We start from the raw sequence: 18613 nt of genomic DNA on the forward strand, positions 1-18613 counted from the left end.
ATGATGAAAGGATTGGGACAGGTATTTAAAGCAGTAACTTCAGCCATGATTGGTGTGGGTAAAAGAGAAGACCTTATCAAGGACTTTGAACGCACAGAAAAACAAGGGCCATGGCCTTATATTATTGTTGGCTTAATTATGACCATCGGCTTTATTGGTGCGGTGATTGCTGTTGTCAAACTAGTATTGTCCTAATGGCGTTTTAAACACTTTGTGTATTAGTGCGATAATACTGAGTAATAATAATAGTGCCACTGCATTGTGTAAAGTGGCAATTGTCATTGGTATTGATAACACCACATTTAAAATGCCCAAGGTTACTTGTATTGCTAATAAGTTACCAATCATCGTTAGGTTCCCCCTCAGGTGTGGATAAACTTTAAACGAATAAATTAAGGCAATAGTGAATAGTGTGGTGATTAACGCGCCAATGCGGTGCATCATTTGAATGGCGGCACGGGCTGGATTTTCTAATATACCATATTCATAATTATGTTCTACGCCAACTGGACCCCAATATAATGCATTGGTAAAATCCATTGTCGGCCACCAAGATCCTAAGCATTTTGGGAATTCTTCACCACAAGACAAAGCGGCATAGTGGGTAGAGGTCCAACCGCCAAGCGCAATTTGCACACTTAAAACAACCAAAGTTATGAGTAATAAGAATTTGTGTCTTTTTAAAATGTGCCTATAGGCAATAGAGGACCCCCCTTGATTGAGCAATAACCATGTCAGCAAAGCTGTGGTAATAAAGCCACCAATAAGATGCGTGGTAACAATACCAGGGTGCACCAACAGAGTAACTGTCCACATGCCAAAAGCGCCTTGTAATATCACAAAAAAAGCGGTAAATGCAGGTAGTCCAAGCGATTGTGGGCGTTTTGTTTGTCCCTTGATTGCTAAGAAAAACAACACAAAGATAGTCAATCCTAGTAAGGAGGCGGCGTAGCGATGTAGCATTTCCTTCCAACCTTTCGCAGCTTCAAGGGGTCGATCATAGCCTTCAAATTTTGTGCCATCTGCCACATCTGGAACGACTAACTGCCCATAGCAAGTTGGCCAATCTGGGCAGCCTAGTCCTGCATCACCAAGGCGTGTATAAGCACCTAAAATAACAACGATGAGTGCAAGGATAATTGAGATTCTTAGTAATTTTTTAAACATTTAAATTAAGTAGAATTAGAAAAGTAGGATAGATAATATACTTATTTTTTACCGTCATAATAATACATTACTATATTATTACATTAATATATTACTCAGTTATTATGGACTTGCAAATTATTGTTTATTGTGAATAATGCATTTATTAAATAAAAGTTTCGGGGGAAATAATGAAAAAACTAGTAGTGGCATTTGGACTGTTATTGAATTTTAATGTATTTGCTGAATACGGGCTAAATATGACTGAAGGTGTAACTTCGCTCAGCCATGATATTTATGGTCTACATATGATGGTTTTTTGGGTATCAGTCGTTATTGCGATTGTGGTGTTTGGTGCAATGTTTTATTCATTGTATATGCACAGACAATCAAAAGGTGCAGTGGCAGCTAATTTTCATGAAAGCACTAAAGCAGAATTGGTCTGGACAATCGTTCCAATTATTATTTTGATTGGTATGGCGGTTCCCGCATCAAAAGTATTGATTGATTTAGAAGACACAACCAAAGCTGAGATGACGATTAAGATTACGGGTCATCAATGGAAGTGGCAATATGATTACCCCAAAGAAGGCATTAGTTTTATCTCAAATTTATCACAGGACTCTAGGGATGCGGCTAATGGCACAGATGCAGACCGTGAAAATGCCGATAACTATTTATTGAATGTTGATAAGCGTTTAGTTTTGCCTGTAGACACCTCAATTCGTTTTTTAATTACTTCTAATGATGTTATTCACAATTGGTGGGTTAGTGATTTTGGCGTTAAACAAGATGCCAATCCAGGTTTTATCAATGACGCATGGGCTAAGATTGACAAAATTGGCACCTACCGTGGGCAATGTGCTGAATTATGTGGCAAAGATCATGGTTTTATGCCAATTGTGGTGGATGTGGTTTCTAAGGCAGATTATAAAAAATGGGTATCTAAGCAACAAGCTGCTGCAGCCGCAGCAGTAGCGAGTGCCAATGAAACTTGGTCTAAGGCAGACTTAATGGCAAAAGGTAAAACAATTTACAACGCCAATTGTGCGGCTTGCCATAAAGCAAATGGCTCAGGGATGCCACCAGTGTTTCCAGCAATGAAAGGCTCGGTTATTGTAAATGGTCCAGCAGCGAAGCATATTAATATTGTTCTACACGGTAAAGGCGCCATGCCAACATTTAAGATGTTAGGCGATAGCGACCTTGCCGCGGTAATGACTTATGAAAGAAATGCCTTTGGCAACACAGGTAGTGTTGTGCAACCGTCAGATGTTAAATCTGCACGATAATTAAAGTATTAAGGAGAATATTATGACAACAGCAACAGACACATCAGCAACTGCACATGACGACCATCATCACGGACCTGAAAAAGGTTTGATGAGGTGGATTAAGACAACGAACCATAAGGATATTGGCTCTCTTTACATGTGGTTTGCCTTTACGATGTTATTAGTAGGCGGCGCATTTGCAATGGGCATTCGTGCTGAATTATTACAGCCGGGGCTACAATTGATGGAGCCACAGTTCTTTAATCAACTAACGACCATGCATGGCTTAATTATGGTTTTTGGTGCGATTATGCCTGCCTTTGTTGGCTTGGGAAATTGGCTTATTCCAATGATGGTAGGTGCGCCTGATATGGCGCTACCTCGTATGAATAATTGGTCTTTTTGGATCTTACCATTCGCTGGTGGAATTCTTTTAAGCACATTCTTCATGGAAGGCGGTGCGCCAGCATTTGGTTGGACATTCTATGCGCCATTGTCAACAACATTTGCACCAGATAGCACAGACTTTTTTATTTTTGCAGTTCACTTATTGGGTTTCTCATCAATTATGGGTGCGATTAACATTATCGCAACAGTGCTTAACATGCGTGCACCTGAGATGAAGCTAATGGATATGCCATTGTTTGTATGGACTTGGTTGATTACTTCGTTCCTGCTAATTGGTGCGATGCCAGTATTAGCAGGCGCGGTAACTATGATGTTAACGGACCGTAACTTCGGTACAGCATTCTTTGATGCAACTGGTGGCGGTGACCCAGTCATGTTCCAACATATTTTTTGGTTCTTTGGGCATCCTGAAGTTTACATTATGATTTTGCCAGCATTTGGTGTGGTTTCTCATATTATCCCAACCTTTGCACGCAAGCCATTATTTGGTTACTCGTCAATGGTATATGCAACAGCATCAATTGCATTCTTGTCGTATATTGTATGGGCACACCATATGTTTTTAACAGGTATGCCAGTAGCGGGTGAGTTGTACTTTATGTATGCCACCATGTTAATTGCGGTACCAACAGGGGTCAAGGTGTTTAACTGGGTTTCTACAATGTGGCGAGGTTCAATGACATTTGAAGCGCCAATGTTGTGGGCGATATCCTTTGTATTCTTATTCACGATTGGTGGTTTCTCTGGCCTAATGCTAGGTATTGCACCAGCAGATATTCAATACCATGATACTTACTTCGTGGTCGCACATTTCCACTATGTATTAGTAACAGGTGCTCTATGGTCAATCATTGCAGCAACCTTCTACTGGTTACCTAAATGGACGGGTAAGATGTATAACGAAAAATTGGCAAAAGTACACTTTTGGTGGGCAGTTATTTCAGTCAATGTATTGTTCTTTCCTCAGCATTTCTTAGGTCTTGCGGGTATGCCACGCCGTATTCCTGATTATTCATTGCAGTTTGCAGACTTTAACTTTATTTCTTCCATTGGTGGTTTTGCATTTGGTGCATCGTTTATTTTATTAACTTACATTGTGATTGATTGTATTCGCAATGGTAAACCAGCCAGCGCACGACCTTGGGAAGGCGCTAAAGGCTTGGAGTGGACATTAGAGCCAAAAGCGCAATATCACAGTTTTAACACGCCACCATCAAGAAAGTTGATTGAGGCTGAGTCTCAGAATTCTTAATGAAAGATAGAAGAAAAGGCGTTGTTAAGACTGCGGTCATTGTCGGCACTATAGCAATAGGAGTATTTGTAGCCACTATCGTGTTATATAACCCGACTGGCTAATATGGAACAAAAAAAGATAACAAAAAAGTTCTGGATTAAGTTAGTTTCAGCGCCAATATTGATGTTTGCCTTTGCTTATGCAATGGTGCCTATCTATACTGTTTTTTGTGAGATTACTGGATTTAACGGCACAACAGGCAGGGTAGAAACGGAGCAGCAATATGAAGTAGATGAGCAACGCAAAATTGAGGTTAGTTTTTTTGCGATGACGATGGGTGGCTTCCCAGTGCAGTTTGGACCTAAGGTAAATTCGATGACAATCGTGCCTGGTAAGTTTTATACCACCAGTTATATTGCTAAGAATAATACTGATGAAACTGTTATTGGTCAGGCGATTCCAAGTGTAGCACCAACAGATGCGGCGCTATATTTTAAGAAGCTAGAATGTTTTTGTTTTAATAGGCAGATATTCAAACCGCATGAGGAGGTTGAGATGACACTCCGATTTGTAGTTGAACCAGAGTTGGATAAACGAATAAAAGACATTAGTTTGTCTTACAATTTTTTTAAACTTGAAAAATAGAAAAAAATGAGGAGAGGGGATATGAGTAAAGAGCAAGCGTATTATGTGCCACATGGCACATACTGGCCAATTATTGGGTCAATTGGTATTGCAATGTTATTTGTTGGTTTTGCCAATCAAATGCATGGGGTAGAATGGGGCGGATCAGTGATGGTATTGGGTTTTGCGATTACAGTGTTTATGATGTTTGGCTGGTTTGGTCAGGTGGTTAACGAGAGTGTTAGTGGCATTTACAATAGCCAAGTTGATCGTTCATTTCGTTGGGGGATGAGTTGGTTTATCTTCTCTGAAGTGATGTTTTTTGCGGCTTTCTTTGGGGCGTTGTTCTATGCAAGGCAACTTTCAGTGCCGTGGCTGGGTGGTGCAGATAATAATATCTATACGCCAGAATTATGGAATGGCTTTAAAACAGGGTGGGATGCAGTTGCTTTCACAACGCCAGGCACAACTTTACAATCAGGTGTTGAGATGTCAGTGCCAACGCAATTGGTCAACACTTGGGGCTTGCCAGCACTTAATACATTGCTACTATTATTATCAGGTGTTACTTTAACCTTTGCTCATCACGCATTGCGTGCTGGTCATCGTAACCAAATCATTGGTTGGTTAGTGGCAACTATTGCGCTAGGTGTTGCCTTCTTGGGCTTTCAGATTATGGAATACGGTCATGCATACCATGATGGCTTGAAGTTAACTTCAGGTATTTACGGTTCAACTTTCTACCTGCTAACAGGCTTTCATGGCTTCCATGTAACTGTTGGCGTGATTATGTTAACTGTGATTTTATATCGTATTCAAAAAGGGCACTTCACTGCTGATAACCATTTTGGCTTTGAGGGTGTGGCTTGGTATTGGCATTTTGTAGATGTGGTATGGTTAGGGCTTTTCATATTCGTTTACTGGTTGTAAGAGCGGTTAGGGATGTTAGCGAGGAATCATTGCCTTTTAAATCTTAAAAAATTTATCCCTTATAGTTAAATAAAGGGATGAAAATCAAAAGACTCCTTGTTTGGAGTTTTTTTTATGGGAGTTTTTATGACAGAAGTATTGGTGGTTTTGGTTATCCTTGCTATTATGGTAGCATTAGGTTTTGGGCTTCTTGGTTTGCTTAAAGGCGGCAAGGCAGGCTCAGATAGAATGTTCAAGTCGTTAGTGATACGCGTTAGTTTGTCTATTGCCTTATTTTTATTTGTGATGTTTTCAGGTTATATGGGTTGGATTCAATCCAATATAGTTATGCTTGATGCGCCAACCAAGCAAACGCCCGTACAAAAATGATTAAACGCACATTTGTTCTACCAGGTTTATTAATCGTTCTTACAATAGTGGGGTTATTGTTATTAGGGTTTTGGCAACTAGAGCGTGCTGATGAAAAACGTGCGATTGAACATGCTATTGTTTTGGCATCATTGAACTCTGCTCAGTTAGTCACTCAGGCTGATACTTTGATACAAAAAGAATACTATCAAGTTTTACTTGAAGGGCGCTATGATAACGACAAGCAGTTTATCTACGACAATCAAATTGTTAATGGCAATGCTGGATATTATGTCTTAACACCTTTTATATTAGACAATAAAACTGTAATTTTGGTTAATCGTGGCTTTGTGCCATGGTATGGTAGTCGTGAAAAATTGGTCGATATTGCTGTTAGTGAAGCTAAAGTTAGTATTCAGGTAAGGTTAATTAAGCCCAAAGAGCGTATTAAGTTTAAACAAAACAATAGCACAACTTTTCCAATGTTGATTCAATCTTTAAATATAGAACGACTCTCACATTTATTGGACTACCAACTCATTGCGATGTTGGCACAATTAGATGTTAAATCAGACAATGGATTTTATCGACAATGGCAGCCATTTTATGGCAGTGTTGATAAGCATTTAGGTTATGCCCTACAGTGGTTTTTGATGGCTTTTATATTGAGTTTTATCGCAATTAGACTGTGGATTAAAAACACTAAGAATTAAATTATTAATTCAGTATTTTAATGCTGAGTTAATAGCCTGAGACTTTTGTATAATCATTTCTATTTATATAAAGCGCTTTAAGGCTTCTTAATTTATGACAATATCAGCCAAATCTACATGCTTTCATTGTGGCTTAGATGCGCCTACAGGCATTAATTTATCAGTAAACATTGACAATCAGCAACGCCCAATGTGTTGTGTAGGTTGTCAGGCGGTTGCACAAGCAATTGTTGATGCGGGGCGTGCTGATTTTTATCAACAACGCGATACTTTTTCAGAAACTGGACAAGATGTTGTGCCTGAGTTTGTTAAACAACTACATGCTTATGACCACCCTGATATACAAAAACAATTTGTCGTACAAACGGGTGAACACGATAAAGAGGCCTCGTTAATTTTAGAAGGTATTGTTTGTGCTGCTTGCATCTGGCTTAATGAACAATATATTGCTGCTTTGCCAGGTGTACGAGAAGTGTGTATCAATTACAGCACGCATCGTGCGATTGTGCGTTGGAATGATTCAGAGATAAAACTCAGTCAGATTTTAGAAGCGATTAGCCATATTGGCTATAAAGCCCATCCCTACGACGCAGCGCAACAACAGGAATTATTCGAAAAAGAGCGTAAGCAAAGTTTGCGTCGTTTAGGTTTGTCTGTTGCTTTAGGTATGCAAATAATGGTATTTGCACTTGCCTTATATACGGGAGACTGGTGGGGGATTGAACCATCAATCAAACAAATTTTACATACAAGTAGTCTTGCTTTAACGGTACCAATTTTGTTATTTTGTGCAACGCCTTTTTGGCAGAGTGCATGGCGAGATATTAAGCATCGTCAACTGGGCATGGATGTGCCAATTAGTTTAGGTCTGATTGTGTCATTCTTGGGTAGTGTCTATAGTGTTTGGAAAGGACAGGGTGCGGTGTATTTTGACTCTATCAGTATGTTTGTTACTTTTATTTTGGCAGTGCGTTATTTTGAGTTAATGGCGCGTAAAAAAACAGCAGAATCAACCGAAGCTTTGTTGAATTTACGACCGAATATGGCAACAAGAATGACACCTCAAGGGGAAGAAGTGGTTCCCGTGGTAGAGTTAAAAGTTGATGATAAAGTGTTGATTTTGGCGGGTGAAGCTGTCCCCACAGATGGTGTTATTATTGAGGGAAAATCAAGAGTTGACGAATCGTTATTAACGGGTGAAAGCCGAGCATTATCTAAAAATATAAGCGATGTACTGGTTGGTGGCAGTATGAACCTTGATAGCCCACTACAGATGCGAGTTACCCACATTGGACAAGATACGATACTTTCTACAATATTGAATTTATTAGAACGCGCCCAGAGTGAGAAACCAAAAATCTCGCAATTGGCTGATAGAATTGCAACGCGATTTGTTTCTGTTATTGTGTTTTTAGCTATAGCAGTAGGCTTGTATTATGGCATTTATATTGATGGCTTTGCAAGCACAAATTGGATTGGTATTGTGGTGGCAGTTTTGGTGGTAACTTGCCCTTGTGCCTTGTCTTTGGCAACGCCTGCTGCCATGACGATTGCTATTGGGCGTTTAAGCCAAATAGGCTTACTTATTCGCACTAAACAAGCCTTAGAAACATTGGAGCGAGCTGATTATTTTGCCTTTGATAAGACAGGTACATTAACACAAGGTCGATTGCAATTTGAGTGTGTTGTAGAATGTCAAAATATTGAAAAAGAACAGGCTTTGGCTATTGCCACTGCATTAGAGAAATCTTCTGAGCATCCAATTGCTCAAGCATTCTTAAATAATCCAGATGATATAGGTGAATTAATGTCTGTTGCACATATTGAAAATCAAGTAGGCGCAGGATTATCAGGAGAGATTGATGGGCAATGTTGGTATTTGGGTAATGCTGATTATATTGCTAAGCAAACAGGTTTAGTGTTATCAAGCAAAGTGTCTGAATTATTAGAAAATAATAATTTGCAAGCAGCAACTATTATTTGTTTAGCGAATATGCAAAAGGCTTATGCAGTATTTATCTTGCAAGATAAGATACGCACAGGTGCAAAAGTACTGATCGAGAGTTTACAATCAATGGGTAAACAGATAGTGCTACTGAGTGGCGACCATAACATATCTGCACAACTGATTGCAAAGCAATTGGGTATTGCAAAGCAACAGGTTCATGCAGAGTTAAAGCCAGAAGATAAATTATCGTATCTTAAAACATTGCAACAACAAGGCTCGATTGTGGCAATGATAGGTGATGGGATAAATGACGCCCCTGTGCTTGCTGGTGCACAGGTTTCTATTGCTATGGGGAATGGCACACAACTTGCCGCAACCAGTGCTGACATGGTGTTATTAAATAGTGATTTAAAACAACTCAAGCAAGGTATTAGTATTGCGCAAAAAACGATGCGTATTATTAGACAAAATCTAATATGGGCGCTGGTGTATAATATGTTTGCAGTGCCACTTGCTGTTATGGGCTATGTTCAGCCTTGGTTAGCGGCGATTGGGATGTCGTTAAGTTCTTTGTTTGTTGTGTTAAATGCATTGCGTTTAAGGCGTGCTAAATAGAGGTTTAAATATGGAAAGTATCTACTTATTAATCCCCATTACTCTGGTATTGATCGTGCTTATTATTGCTATTTTCTTATGGGCAATCAAATCAGGTCAGTTTGACGATATGGATGGGCCCGCCTATCAAATTTTAAAAGATGATGAGATTAAGAAAGATTGATTAAGTAGCCCAAGGTAAATAAGTATGGAATTTACGATTATTAGTGCTTTTTTAGCTGGTTTATTGGGTTCACTACATTGCGTGGGTATGTGTGGTGGCGTTGTTAGTGCTTTAAGTTTTGGTATAGATAAGCAAGCCACACAAGCCACTCGATTTTCAATGCTATTGTCATATAATGTTGGGCGAATTAGTAGCTATGTAGTTGCTGGTGCATTGTTAGGTGGTTTAAGTGCGTTTTTAGTTAGCCAATCTTCTTTTGAGCAATTTCGTCAAATATTAAAAATTATTTCCGCATTATTTTTTATTGCATTGGGGCTTTATTTGTCAGATTGGTGGGCAGGTTTAAGCAAAGTTGAAAAATTAGGTGTCCACTTGTGGAAGCGTATCAGTCCTATTGCTAATAAACTCATCCCTGTTAAAACAAGTCATCACGCTTTTATTCTTGGACTTTTTTGGGGATGGTTACCTTGTGGGATGGTGTACAGTTTACTCGTGGGTGCGCTATCAAGTGGTAGTGTGTTTCAAGGTGGGTTGATTATGTTGAGTTTTGGTATTGGAACTTTACCCTCTATGTTACTGGTCGGTATTTTCGCAACACGATTTAGTGGCTGGATAAAAAAATCTATTATTCGACAATTAGCAGGTGGTATGGTTGTTCTATTTGGTGTTTTTTTATTTTATCAAGCCATTGTATCCACCGCTTAAACATCATCAAAGTAGCCATATAAACAGCCACCAACTTATTTCAATTATTTATTTTTTTTAAGAATAACAATGACATTACTAACAGTGTGGTATATAATTCACACCGAGATTTTTTTAATTCAAAAAAAGAGGTAACGATGTCAGAACAAATGACTTATAGCGATAAAGTTGTACGACAATTCTCCATTATGACAATAGTTTGGGGTATTGTTGGTATGCTTGTTGGTGTATTAATTGCCAGTCAATTAGCCTGGCCAGCGATGAATTTTGATACTGCGTGGTTATCATTTGGGCGCCTGCGTCCTTTGCATACCAATGCTGTTATTTTTGCTTTCGGTGGTTCTGCTTTATTCGCAACTGCATACTATATAGTACAACGAACTTGTCACACTACTTTATTTGCACCAAAATTAGCCGCTTTTACTTTTTGGGGTTGGCAGGTCGTTATCTTATCAGCTATTATTACCCTACCATTAGGTTTTACTTCTACCAAAGAATATGCTGAGTTGGAATGGCCAATTGATATTTTAATAGCCATTGTTTGGATTTCTTTTGGTGTTGTTTTTTTTGGTACAATTGCACGGCGAAAAGTTAAATCTATTTATGTTGCAAATTGGTTTTATGGTGCGCTTATTATTGCCGTAGCAATGCTACATATTGTTAATAGTGCCGCAATACCTGTTTCTTTCCTTAAGTCTTATTCAGCCTATGCAGGCGTTCAAGATGCTATGATTCAGTGGTGGTATGGACACAATGCAGTAGGGTTCTTTTTAACAGCGGGCTTTCTTGGTATGATGTATTATTTCCTTCCTAAACAAGCAGAACGCCCTGTTTATTCTTATCGCCTTTCTGTGGTGCATTTTTGGGCAATTATTTTTGTTTATATTTGGGTTGGGCCGCATCATTTGCATTACACGGCACTACCTGATTGGACGCAATCCTTGGGTATGGCACTTTCTTTGATTCTTCTTGCGCCTTCTTGGGGCGGTATGATTAACGGCATGATGACCTTATCTGGTGCGTGGGAAAAACTGCGTACTGACCCTGTTTTGAAATTCTTAGTGGTTTCTGTTTCTTTTTATGGTATGTCGACTTTTGAAGGTCCAATGATGGCAATTAAGACTATTAATGCATTGTCACATTACACAGATTGGACGATCGGACATGTCCACTCAGGCGCATTAGGTTGGGTTGCTTTTATTACAATTGGTTCAATGTATCACTTGATTCCCAGGTTATTTGGTCGTGAAATTTATAGTGTTGACCTTATTAATAAGCATTTTTGGATTGCCACAATCGGTGTGGTTCTATATATTACTTCTATGTGGATATCAGGTATTATGCAGGGTCTAATGTGGCGCGCTGTTAATGACGATGGTACACTGACTTATAGTTTCGTACAAACTGTACAGGCGACGCATCCTTATTACATTATTCGTTTTTTAGGTGGTGCCATGTTCTTGGTTGGTATGTTTATTATGGCCTACAATATATATAAAACCATTGCAGGGCAAAAAGCCGTTGAGGTGAAAGTCCCTGCAGCAATACAGCATTAGGGGGCAGCAATATGACATTCCAAGAGAAAATTGAACAGCATGTTGGTAAATTAATTGTACTTACTTTATTTGCAGTAAGTATCGGAGGTATAGTTCAAATTGTGCCATTATTTTTCCAAAAGTCACTGACAGAGCCTGTGGAGAATCTAAAGCCTTATTCTGCGTTAGAATTAGCAGGTCGTGATATTTATATTCGTGAAGGTTGTGTGGGTTGTCACTCGCAGATGATTCGCCCTTTCCGTGCAGAAACAGAGCGTTATGGACATTACTCAGTAGCGGGTGAATTTGTTTATGACCGTCCTTTTTTATGGGGTTCAAAGCGAACAGGTCCTGATTTACATCGTGTTGGTGGTCGCTATACAGATGATTGGCATCGCGTGCATTTAATCAATCCACGCGATGTTGTGCCTGAGTCTATTATGCCGTCTTATCATTGGTTGGCTACAAATGATTTAGATGATGCCTTGATTCAGAAAAAAATGCAAGTCTTAAGAACGCTGGGCTCACCTTATACTGATGAGCAAATAAAGAATGCACCGAGTAAACTTAAAGGCAAAAAAGAAATTGATGCAGTGATTGCTTATTTGCAAAATTTAGGCACATCAATTAAAACTAAGAGGTAGCTACTATGCCAAGTATTATTGAATTTCACATTGTTTGGACGGTTTTAATTTTTATCTCTTTTGTTGCTTTTATTTTTTGGGCGTGGAGCGCCCATCGCAAAGTAGAGTTTGATGAAATCGCTAATATAGCGCTAGATTTGCCTATGGGTGAATCTGAAAAAAAATAGTTATTTAATAGGAGATTAGTATGTCTGATTTTACGAGTGATTTTTGGCATTGGTTTATCGTTATAGGCACTCTTGGTGGCATTTCTTTGGTCACTTTTGTATTGTATAGTAATTCTAAAGTTAAGCTAGAAAAAGGTCAAAATGCGAAGGCAACAGGCCATGTTTGGGACGACATCGAGGAATTAAATACGCCACTACCTAAATGGTGGTCAAATCTATTTTACATCTCTATTATCTTTGCACTTGTTTACCTTGTTTTGTACCCTGGTCTTGGCACCTATAAGGGGGTATTAAACTGGACACAAATAGGACAGTATAGCGATGAGATTAAATATGCAGAGGAAAACTACAATCCTCTATTTGAGAAATATCGTAATACAGATCTAAAAGAGTTGGCAACAAACGATGAAGCAATGAAAACAGGAGGGCGTTTATTTGGTGCTTATTGTTCAGTGTGTCATGGTTCTGATGCTCGTGGTGCAAAAGGTTTTCCTAACTTGCGTGATGATGAATGGTTATGGGGTGGAAATCCTGAGCAAATCAAAAGCACTATCTTAAATGGTCGTCATGGCACGATGCCTGCATGGGGAGATGTTCTTGGAGACAAGGGTGTTGAAGAAGTCGGTGCTTATGTTATGAGTCTTTCAGGACGCTCTGTTGATAAAACTAAGGTAGCAGCAGGTAAGGCACGTTTTGCTATGTGTGTCGGCTGTCATGGCGTTGATGGAAAAGGTAATGTTGCTTTAGGTGCGCCAAATTTAACGAATAAATCTTGGACCTATGGCGGTTCTCCTAAGTCAATTAAGCGTTCAATTGCGCATGGGCGCACAGGTACTATGCCAGCACATAAGGATTTTCTTGGTGAGAGCCGTGTACATGTTTTAGCAGCTTATGTTTTAAGTTTGTCTGAGAAAAAATAAAACGCTCAAAAAAAAGGAGTGGTTTAAACTTTAGGGGAGAAAGTTTATGTCAGAATATGTTTTTAAAAAAGTCCAAAAATTTTCAGCTATTTTATGGCCGTCATTTTTGATTAGTGCGATTACAAATGCCTTATTTTTTGTGTTTTTTGATCCACAAGATTTACTTTTTTTAGCTAATTTTTCACCAATATCTGCTTATAGTATGGGTTTTTTATTTTTGTGGATAACAACAGCTTTGACTGCACTAACCACATGCTACTACTTAAGACCTTGTCATTTGATTAATAAAAAGCCTTAAAGACTGGCTTGGTTTAACTTTTGTTAAGGTGTATGCTGATAAAATGCTATTTTCGGTAAAATTGCTAGTTTTGCTAGTTATTTATATATTAATAAAAGGGTTTTAAAATGTCAGGACAAAAACACTCTGAAGAGCTAGAAGAGATTAGTTTATACGCTGAACATGAAAAGATTTATCCTCGCCAAGCGCATGGCATGTTTGCCATACTGCGTGTTATCGGTGTTCTTTCTTTATTGGGCTTATATTACTTTATTCCTTGGATGCAATGGGATGGACATCAGGCGATTTTATTTGACATACCTGCGCGTAAATTTTATATTTTAGGGCTAGTATTCTGGCCACAAGATTTTATTTATCTTACATTGTTGCTTGTTTTAGCGGCCTTATCCTTATTCTTTTTTACAGCTTTAGCTGGGCGATTATGGTGTGGTTACGCCTGTCCACAAACGGTATGGACAGAGGTATTTTTGTGGATTGAGCGTAAGGTTGAAGGTACTCGTAACCAGCAAATTAAACGCGATGAACAAGGCTGGAGTGCAGAAAAAATACGAGTAAAGACGATAAAACACTTTATTTGGATTACTTTTTCACTTTATACAGGAATCACCTTTGTTGGCTACTTTACGCCTATTCGTGAATTAGGTGATTTGATTTTGCAATTATCATTGGGACCTTGGGAGTGGTTTTGGATATTATTTTATTCATTTGCGACTTACGGTAATGCAGGTTGGTTGCGTGAACAGGTGTGTATTTATATGTGTCCTTATGCACGCTTTCAAAGTGCAATGGTGGATGATGATACGCTAATAATTTCTTACAATGAAAAGCGTGGTGACCCTCGTGGTTCGCGTAAGAAAGGCGCTAATTATGAAGAACAAGGTCTTGGTGCTTGCACTGATTGCTCGCTTTGTGTGCAAGTTTGTCCTACAGGTATTGATATTCGTGATGGTTTACAGTATGAATGCATTGCCTGTGCGGCATGTATTGATGTTTGCGATGAGGTAATGGATAAAATGGATTATCCAAAGGGATTAATTAGTTATACGACTTTAAACACCTTGGAGGGTAAGAAACCGCATATTTTACGCCCGCGTATTGTGATTTATATTATATTGCTTATTGCGCTAACAACGGGTATTTTTTATAGTATGTTAACGCGCGCTCCGCTTTCATTAGATATTACTCGTGATAGAAATACTTTGTTCCGTGAGACCAACAAAGGTTTAATTGAAAATGTTTATAAAATTCAAATAATAAATAAGGATACACAAGCACATCATTATCAATTACGAGCTTCCGGTATTGACGAACTGCAGATTAAAATGGATATTCAGGATATATATATTGATAGCGGTCAAAATAGTGAAATTATCGTACGCTTGCAAGTTGACCCAGAAAACTTAAAGAGTCGCAGTAGTGATGTTATTTTTATGCTGAGCGCCCAAAAAGGTGATATAAGTATCGAAGAAGAAGCGCGTTTTATTGGTCCAATGTTTAGGTGATTAAGATGAAAAATTTAAATCAAGCTCCATGGTATAAAAATTCTATTGTTTGGCTGTTAATTGCAGTTCCAGGCAGTGCGGTGATGATGGGTATTGTCATGGGTGTTTTAGCAGTTAGTAGTGACGACGGTTTGGTAGCTGATGATTATTATAAGCAAGGTAAAGAAATCAACCGCAGTTTGATTCGTGATAAAAGAGCCAGTGAGTATGCATTGCATGCACAACTATATTGGACTGATAATCAAACACTTAACATTAAACTTCAAGCAAATGATGTAAGTGTTTATCGTGGCAAAAAAATTGAGCTTCATCTACGCCATCCAACCCGTGAAGGTTTTGATAGGCGTATTAAACTAAAGGCTATTAGTGATGGTTTGTATGAAGCAAAAGTTGCCAAAAATTTAAAACAAGGGCGTTGGAAAGTTGAAATCAGTACCAATATCTGGCGCTTAACGGGACGCTTGCAGTGGCCTACGCAACAACGCCTGTTACTTAACTCTATTGACAAAGATTAAGTGTTAGTCTTATTAACAAAAACCCCTTATTTTTTTTACATAACGATAAAGGTATGTCACTGTCTCTTAGGTAACGCTTTCTGTATTTAAATGAATGCAAGTGAGTTTATCTGGTTTTGCATATAACAAACAACAGTAACTCTTATCCATTTTAAGTTATCTAAAATGGATAATTATCTACACTCTTTAGTATGGTTATTTTTATAAATGGTATTACACAAATTGCGGTGCAAATCCCCAATCCCAGAAGAAGGCCGTTAAGCCTAAAAGGCTCACTAATGTAACTAAGCCAATGGCAACCAAGGAACTGGAAAGTAAAAAGCCTTTATCGCTTGGTATTTTAAATAATATTGGAACGCCACTATACAACAGATAAACAGTATAAGTTAATGCTAGCAACCCAACGATTAAATTCAACCATAAAACAGGATAGAGCTCTAAAATACCAACAAGCATAATAGGGGTGCCAGCATAGGTAATTAATTTAACACCTTGCGCTAGAGGAATATCAGAACCATAAGTTTTGCCCATCCATTGGATTGCAAAACTTATTGCTAATACAGATGTTAAGACAGCAAAATAATAAATAATAGCAATCAGCAACGCACTTTGCGTGCTTAAACGCACAATCTCTCCATCGCCTATTTGCCAACCTACTACTGTTGTACCAAAAAATCCTGAAATAGGCGCAATGGCAGCAATAATTATTAAATAAGAAAGATAACAACGCGTAATTGAACAGTCTTTATCGCGTATTTCTTCCCATGCTTTTTTTGAATTGAAAAATAATTTCCAAGTGTATTGTAATAACATTTAACTCTCCTCAAAGTAAATAGTTTGGTGTTGATTATAACAGTATTTTTTTAAGATTGCGCAGCTTAAATCAAAACTTAGTTCAAGATAATTTTAAGTGTGTCTTATTTGTCACTCTAAAACCTTTGCAACTTTTTAAAATTTCCTATATGGTGTTTTTTTGTTAATACTATTAATTGCTTGGGTGTCTTCATTTTTGTTATCCAAATAAACCATCAACTCTTTTTTGAAAAAACATCTTACTGTATATGAAGACAAATAAACCAAAGGCAATAATCCACAATGCTTGGGAGATGATAATAAATTGCTGATAATATTCGTTCCAAAATATAACAGCAATAATCCTAAATATAAAAGCAACTACCAGCATAGAAAAGATTGCGCCAAGCGCTTTAGGCGGTACAAAGACATTTCTACCAGTATGGCCAAGGCTAATTCTACTCATCATACTTAGTGTTATAAGCCCAATAGCCATAGCAAAACTGTGTATTGCCACATTGATTGGTAATGTTATAAAGTGGTTGATAAGGGTTAATAAGAAGGCTAAATTGATCATACCGTACGCAACATACAAACCCCAGAGCAATGGCTTATTCCAAATTTCGCTATCATACCAATAGAACATTCTAATGCTATGGATAATGAATAAGTGTCCAGTTCCACCACGTTATTCCAGTTTGAGCATTTGAATCAATAATTCTCAAGCCACTTACAATCGTCATTTTAAGGGTTTGAGTTTTTGCTTGCAAAAAGCTAAAAAATAAAAACTCAAACCCTTAAACTTCCCCCCTAAATTAGGATGGTAGTTGCCGTAACATATTAACTTTTTTTCTACTACAAAAAGGAGAATATATGAAACAGAACTACCACATGAATGCGAATACTAATGCACATTCAAGAGCGATTATACACGGGGCTAAGGCTTCGAATACTACCTTAGCACACCGCTTTGGTGTTAGCACTAAAACCATTGCCAAATGGAAGAGTCGTGATTTTGTTAAAGACAAAACCTCAAGACCAAAGACAATACACTACGCTTTAAATGAGACCGAGCGTGAGATTATTCGAGTAGTACGAACCCTCACTTGGTTAGAACTTGATGACTTAACTGATAGTATTGTTGCCTGCATGCCAAATGCCAATAGGAGTAATGTATATCGCACTTTGGTGTGTTTTGGCATTAACCGAGTGCCACAAGAAAAGAAACAACAAGCCTCTACATTTAAGGAATATGAGCCTGGATATTTACACATTGATGTTACCTATTTACCAAAACTAGCGGGTAAGAAGCAATATTTGTTTGTTGCCATTGATCGTGCTACTAGGGTGCTTTATTTTGAGATTTATGAGAATAAAACCGCTATCAATGCCGTTGAGTTCCTTAATAATTGCAAGGACTTTTATCCTTTTACAATTACGCATATATTAACTGATAATGGCTTAGAGTTTACTGATAAGTTTGTCACTAAAGACAAGCAAGTTAGTGGTAAACACAAATTTGACAAACTCTGTTCACGCAGTGAGATTGAGCATCGATTAACACAGCCTGCAACCCCTAAAACCAATGGCATGGTCGAGCGCGTCAATGGCACGATTAAGAATGCAACAGTTAAGGCGATAACGTATCAAAACATTGATGAAATGAAGCAAGATTTGAACAAGTTTTTGATTTTTTATAATTTTAATCGTGGACATGGTGGACTTAGAAAAGAGATTAAGGTAAGGACGCCTTATGAGGCTTTAGAGTATTGGTATAATTTGAAGCCTGATTTGTTTATCAGAAAGCCTGATATGTTTCGGAGTGTGGTTTTTGAAAGTAGGGAATAACGTGGTGAAACCTGACATGGGTGTTGTTTTATCAGGTTGGTGGTTTTTTGGTTGGGTTATGCAAAGGTCTCAGAAAGTTATATTTATTTTTACAATTACAAAAGGATTCATTCAGCCATTGGGTATATGACACCTGTTCAGAAGATGGCTGAATTGAAAAAAGTGGCTTGAAATGTGTCTAAGTTGATTGGAGCATTACAACCACTTACCAGTATTTAGGCAGTTGGTTTGATGCCCAAGCTATTTTTGTCATTCCTAAATACTGGTAAGTGGTTGTAATGCTC

General features: G+C 38.2%; 22 protein-coding genes. 19 read left to right on the forward strand and 3 right to left on the reverse strand.

The features are described from left to right. The first annotated feature begins 3 nt into the window (after nt 1–3). Nucleotides 4–195, forward strand: a complete 192-nt coding sequence (locus tag BHECKSOX2_RS01580) for a DUF2970 domain-containing protein (RefSeq protein WP_090715209.1) — start codon at nt 4–6, stop codon at nt 193–195. Here BHECKSOX2_RS01580 and BHECKSOX2_RS01585 read toward each other — a convergent pair. Continuing rightward, nucleotides 181–1167 (reverse strand): COX15/CtaA family protein, encoded by a 987-nt coding sequence (locus tag BHECKSOX2_RS01585; protein ID WP_139682183.1) that lies wholly within the window; start codon nt 1165–1167, stop codon nt 181–183. The genes BHECKSOX2_RS01580 and BHECKSOX2_RS01585 overlap by 15 nt on opposite strands. 170 nt (nt 1168–1337) lie before the next feature. Between BHECKSOX2_RS01585 and coxB the strand changes: the two genes are divergently transcribed. The 16 genes from coxB (at nt 1338) to BHECKSOX2_RS01665 (ending at nt 15689) form a co-directional block, all read left to right on the forward strand. Then, nucleotides 1338–2438: a cytochrome c oxidase subunit II gene (gene coxB, locus BHECKSOX2_RS01590; protein ID WP_139682184.1), complete on the forward strand. Its 1101-nt coding sequence runs from the start codon at nt 1338–1340 to the stop codon at nt 2436–2438. Nucleotides 2439–2460: 22 nt separating this feature from the next. After that, nucleotides 2461–4080, forward strand: coding sequence for a cytochrome c oxidase subunit I (gene ctaD, locus BHECKSOX2_RS01595; protein WP_090715178.1), 1620 nt, complete (start codon nt 2461–2463; stop codon nt 4078–4080). A 105-nt stretch (nt 4081–4185) separates the two neighbouring features. After that, entirely contained in the window at nt 4186–4707 is a 522-nt protein-coding gene (locus tag BHECKSOX2_RS01600) for a cytochrome c oxidase assembly protein (protein WP_090715175.1), read from the forward strand. 21 nt (nt 4708–4728) lie between these two features. Further along, entirely contained in the window at nt 4729–5616 is an 888-nt protein-coding gene (locus BHECKSOX2_RS01605; protein ID WP_139682185.1) for a cytochrome c oxidase subunit 3, read from the forward strand. A gap of 126 nt (nt 5617–5742) precedes the next feature. Continuing rightward, nucleotides 5743–5985 carry a DUF2909 family protein gene (locus BHECKSOX2_RS01610; RefSeq protein WP_090715206.1) on the forward strand — a complete coding sequence of 81 codons (243 nt, stop codon included), beginning with the start codon at nt 5743–5745 and terminating at the stop codon, nt 5983–5985. Next, on the forward strand, nt 5982–6677 hold the full coding sequence (locus tag BHECKSOX2_RS01615) for an SURF1 family protein (protein ID WP_139682186.1): 696 nt from the start codon (nt 5982–5984) through the stop codon (nt 6675–6677). The genes BHECKSOX2_RS01610 and BHECKSOX2_RS01615 overlap by 4 nt, the downstream gene beginning before the upstream one ends. Nucleotides 6678–6771: 94 nt before the next feature. Further along, the gene (locus BHECKSOX2_RS01620) at nt 6772–9240 is read left to right on the forward strand and encodes a heavy metal translocating P-type ATPase (RefSeq protein ID WP_245391278.1); all 2469 of its coding nucleotides are present in this window, start codon (nt 6772–6774) and stop codon (nt 9238–9240) included. 10 nt (nt 9241–9250) lie between these two features. Then, complete coding sequence (gene ccoS / locus BHECKSOX2_RS01625) at nt 9251–9403, forward strand: cbb3-type cytochrome oxidase assembly protein CcoS (RefSeq protein ID WP_090715166.1); 153 nt, start codon at nt 9251–9253, stop codon at nt 9401–9403. 24 nt (nt 9404–9427) lie between these two features. Beyond that, nucleotides 9428–10108, forward strand: coding sequence for a sulfite exporter TauE/SafE family protein (locus BHECKSOX2_RS01630; RefSeq protein ID WP_139682187.1), 681 nt, complete (start codon nt 9428–9430; stop codon nt 10106–10108). Nucleotides 10109–10245: 137 nt separating this feature from the next. Next, nucleotides 10246–11664 (forward strand): cytochrome-c oxidase, cbb3-type subunit I, encoded by a 1419-nt coding sequence (ccoN, locus tag BHECKSOX2_RS01635; protein ID WP_139682188.1) that lies wholly within the window; start codon nt 10246–10248, stop codon nt 11662–11664. Nucleotides 11665–11675: 11 nt separating this feature from the next. Next, nucleotides 11676–12287 carry a cytochrome-c oxidase, cbb3-type subunit II gene (gene ccoO / locus BHECKSOX2_RS01640; RefSeq protein ID WP_139682189.1) on the forward strand — a complete coding sequence of 204 codons (612 nt, stop codon included), beginning with the start codon at nt 11676–11678 and terminating at the stop codon, nt 12285–12287. 5 nt (nt 12288–12292) lie between these two features. After that, nucleotides 12293–12454, forward strand: coding sequence for a cbb3-type cytochrome oxidase subunit 3 (locus BHECKSOX2_RS01645; RefSeq protein WP_139682190.1), 162 nt, complete (start codon nt 12293–12295; stop codon nt 12452–12454). 20 nt (nt 12455–12474) lie between these two features. Beyond that, nucleotides 12475–13374, forward strand: coding sequence for a cytochrome-c oxidase, cbb3-type subunit III (gene ccoP / locus BHECKSOX2_RS01650; protein ID WP_139682191.1), 900 nt, complete (start codon nt 12475–12477; stop codon nt 13372–13374). 46 nt (nt 13375–13420) lie between these two features. Beyond that, nucleotides 13421–13672 carry a hypothetical protein gene (locus tag BHECKSOX2_RS01655; RefSeq protein ID WP_139682192.1) on the forward strand — a complete coding sequence of 84 codons (252 nt, stop codon included), beginning with the start codon at nt 13421–13423 and terminating at the stop codon, nt 13670–13672. Between the two features lie 107 nt (nt 13673–13779). Continuing rightward, a complete protein-coding gene (gene ccoG / locus BHECKSOX2_RS01660; RefSeq protein ID WP_139682193.1) occupies nt 13780–15174 on the forward strand; it encodes a cytochrome c oxidase accessory protein CcoG in 1395 nt (464 codons plus the stop codon). Between the two features lie 5 nt (nt 15175–15179). Beyond that, nucleotides 15180–15689 (forward strand): FixH family protein, encoded by a 510-nt coding sequence (locus BHECKSOX2_RS01665; protein WP_139682194.1) that lies wholly within the window; start codon nt 15180–15182, stop codon nt 15687–15689. A gap of 213 nt (nt 15690–15902) precedes the next feature. On the opposite strand, the gene BHECKSOX2_RS01670 is transcribed toward BHECKSOX2_RS01665, so the two are convergent. Further along, the gene (locus tag BHECKSOX2_RS01670) at nt 15903–16502 is read right to left on the reverse strand and encodes a Yip1 family protein (protein WP_139682195.1); all 600 of its coding nucleotides are present in this window, start codon (nt 16500–16502) and stop codon (nt 15903–15905) included. A 199-nt stretch (nt 16503–16701) separates the two neighbouring features. After that, the gene (locus BHECKSOX2_RS01675; RefSeq protein WP_342589265.1) at nt 16702–17145 is read right to left on the reverse strand and encodes an NnrS family protein; all 444 of its coding nucleotides are present in this window, start codon (nt 17143–17145) and stop codon (nt 16702–16704) included. A 209-nt stretch (nt 17146–17354) separates the two neighbouring features. Between BHECKSOX2_RS01675 and BHECKSOX2_RS01680 the strand changes: the two genes are divergently transcribed. Both BHECKSOX2_RS01680 and BHECKSOX2_RS01685 read left to right on the forward strand, forming a co-directional pair. Next, on the forward strand, nt 17355–18329 hold the full coding sequence (locus BHECKSOX2_RS01680; protein WP_139681955.1) for a DDE-type integrase/transposase/recombinase: 975 nt from the start codon (nt 17355–17357) through the stop codon (nt 18327–18329). A gap of 30 nt (nt 18330–18359) precedes the next feature. Continuing rightward, nucleotides 18360–18500 (forward strand): IS3 family transposase, encoded by a 141-nt coding sequence (locus tag BHECKSOX2_RS01685; protein WP_483444634.1) that lies wholly within the window; start codon nt 18360–18362, stop codon nt 18498–18500. Nucleotides 18501–18613 lie beyond the last annotated feature (113 nt).

It is taken from the genome of thiotrophic endosymbiont of Bathymodiolus puteoserpentis (Logatchev) (assembly GCF_900127505.1).
Classification (GTDB): Bacteria; Pseudomonadota; Gammaproteobacteria; order PS1; family Pseudothioglobaceae; genus Thiodubiliella.

Bases quoted from the DNA above. Each gene is read 5' to 3' on its own strand.
- ccoG (WP_139682193.1), top strand. From the start codon at position 13,780: ATGTCAGGACAAAAACACTCTGAAGAGCTAGAAGAGATTAGTTTATAC.
- BHECKSOX2_RS01585 (WP_139682183.1), bottom strand. From the start codon at position 1,167: ATGTTTAAAAAATTACTAAGAATCTCAATTATCCTTGCACTCATCGTT.
- BHECKSOX2_RS01655 (WP_139682192.1), top strand. From the start codon at position 13,421: ATGTCAGAATATGTTTTTAAAAAAGTCCAAAAATTTTCAGCTATTTTA.
- BHECKSOX2_RS01670 (WP_139682195.1), bottom strand. From the start codon at position 16,502: ATGTTATTACAATACACTTGGAAATTATTTTTCAATTCAAAAAAAGCA.
- BHECKSOX2_RS01610 (WP_090715206.1), top strand. From the start codon at position 5,743: ATGACAGAAGTATTGGTGGTTTTGGTTATCCTTGCTATTATGGTAGCA.
- BHECKSOX2_RS01620 (WP_245391278.1), top strand. From the start codon at position 6,772: ATGACAATATCAGCCAAATCTACATGCTTTCATTGTGGCTTAGATGCG.
- BHECKSOX2_RS01615 (WP_139682186.1), top strand. From the start codon at position 5,982: ATGATTAAACGCACATTTGTTCTACCAGGTTTATTAATCGTTCTTACA.
- ccoN (WP_139682188.1), top strand. From the start codon at position 10,246: ATGTCAGAACAAATGACTTATAGCGATAAAGTTGTACGACAATTCTCC.
- BHECKSOX2_RS01645 (WP_139682190.1), top strand. From the start codon at position 12,293: ATGCCAAGTATTATTGAATTTCACATTGTTTGGACGGTTTTAATTTTT.
- ctaD (WP_090715178.1), top strand. From the start codon at position 2,461: ATGACAACAGCAACAGACACATCAGCAACTGCACATGACGACCATCAT.
- BHECKSOX2_RS01605 (WP_139682185.1), top strand. From the start codon at position 4,729: ATGAGTAAAGAGCAAGCGTATTATGTGCCACATGGCACATACTGGCCA.
- BHECKSOX2_RS01580 (WP_090715209.1), top strand. From the start codon at position 4: ATGAAAGGATTGGGACAGGTATTTAAAGCAGTAACTTCAGCCATGATT.
- ccoP (WP_139682191.1), top strand. From the start codon at position 12,475: ATGTCTGATTTTACGAGTGATTTTTGGCATTGGTTTATCGTTATAGGC.
- BHECKSOX2_RS01630 (WP_139682187.1), top strand. From the start codon at position 9,428: ATGGAATTTACGATTATTAGTGCTTTTTTAGCTGGTTTATTGGGTTCA.
- coxB (WP_139682184.1), top strand. From the start codon at position 1,338: ATGAAAAAACTAGTAGTGGCATTTGGACTGTTATTGAATTTTAATGTA.
- BHECKSOX2_RS01680 (WP_139681955.1), top strand. From the start codon at position 17,355: ATGAAACAGAACTACCACATGAATGCGAATACTAATGCACATTCAAGA.
- ccoO (WP_139682189.1), top strand. From the start codon at position 11,676: ATGACATTCCAAGAGAAAATTGAACAGCATGTTGGTAAATTAATTGTA.
- ccoS (WP_090715166.1), top strand. From the start codon at position 9,251: ATGGAAAGTATCTACTTATTAATCCCCATTACTCTGGTATTGATCGTG.
- BHECKSOX2_RS01665 (WP_139682194.1), top strand. From the start codon at position 15,180: ATGAAAAATTTAAATCAAGCTCCATGGTATAAAAATTCTATTGTTTGG.
- BHECKSOX2_RS01600 (WP_090715175.1), top strand. From the start codon at position 4,186: ATGGAACAAAAAAAGATAACAAAAAAGTTCTGGATTAAGTTAGTTTCA.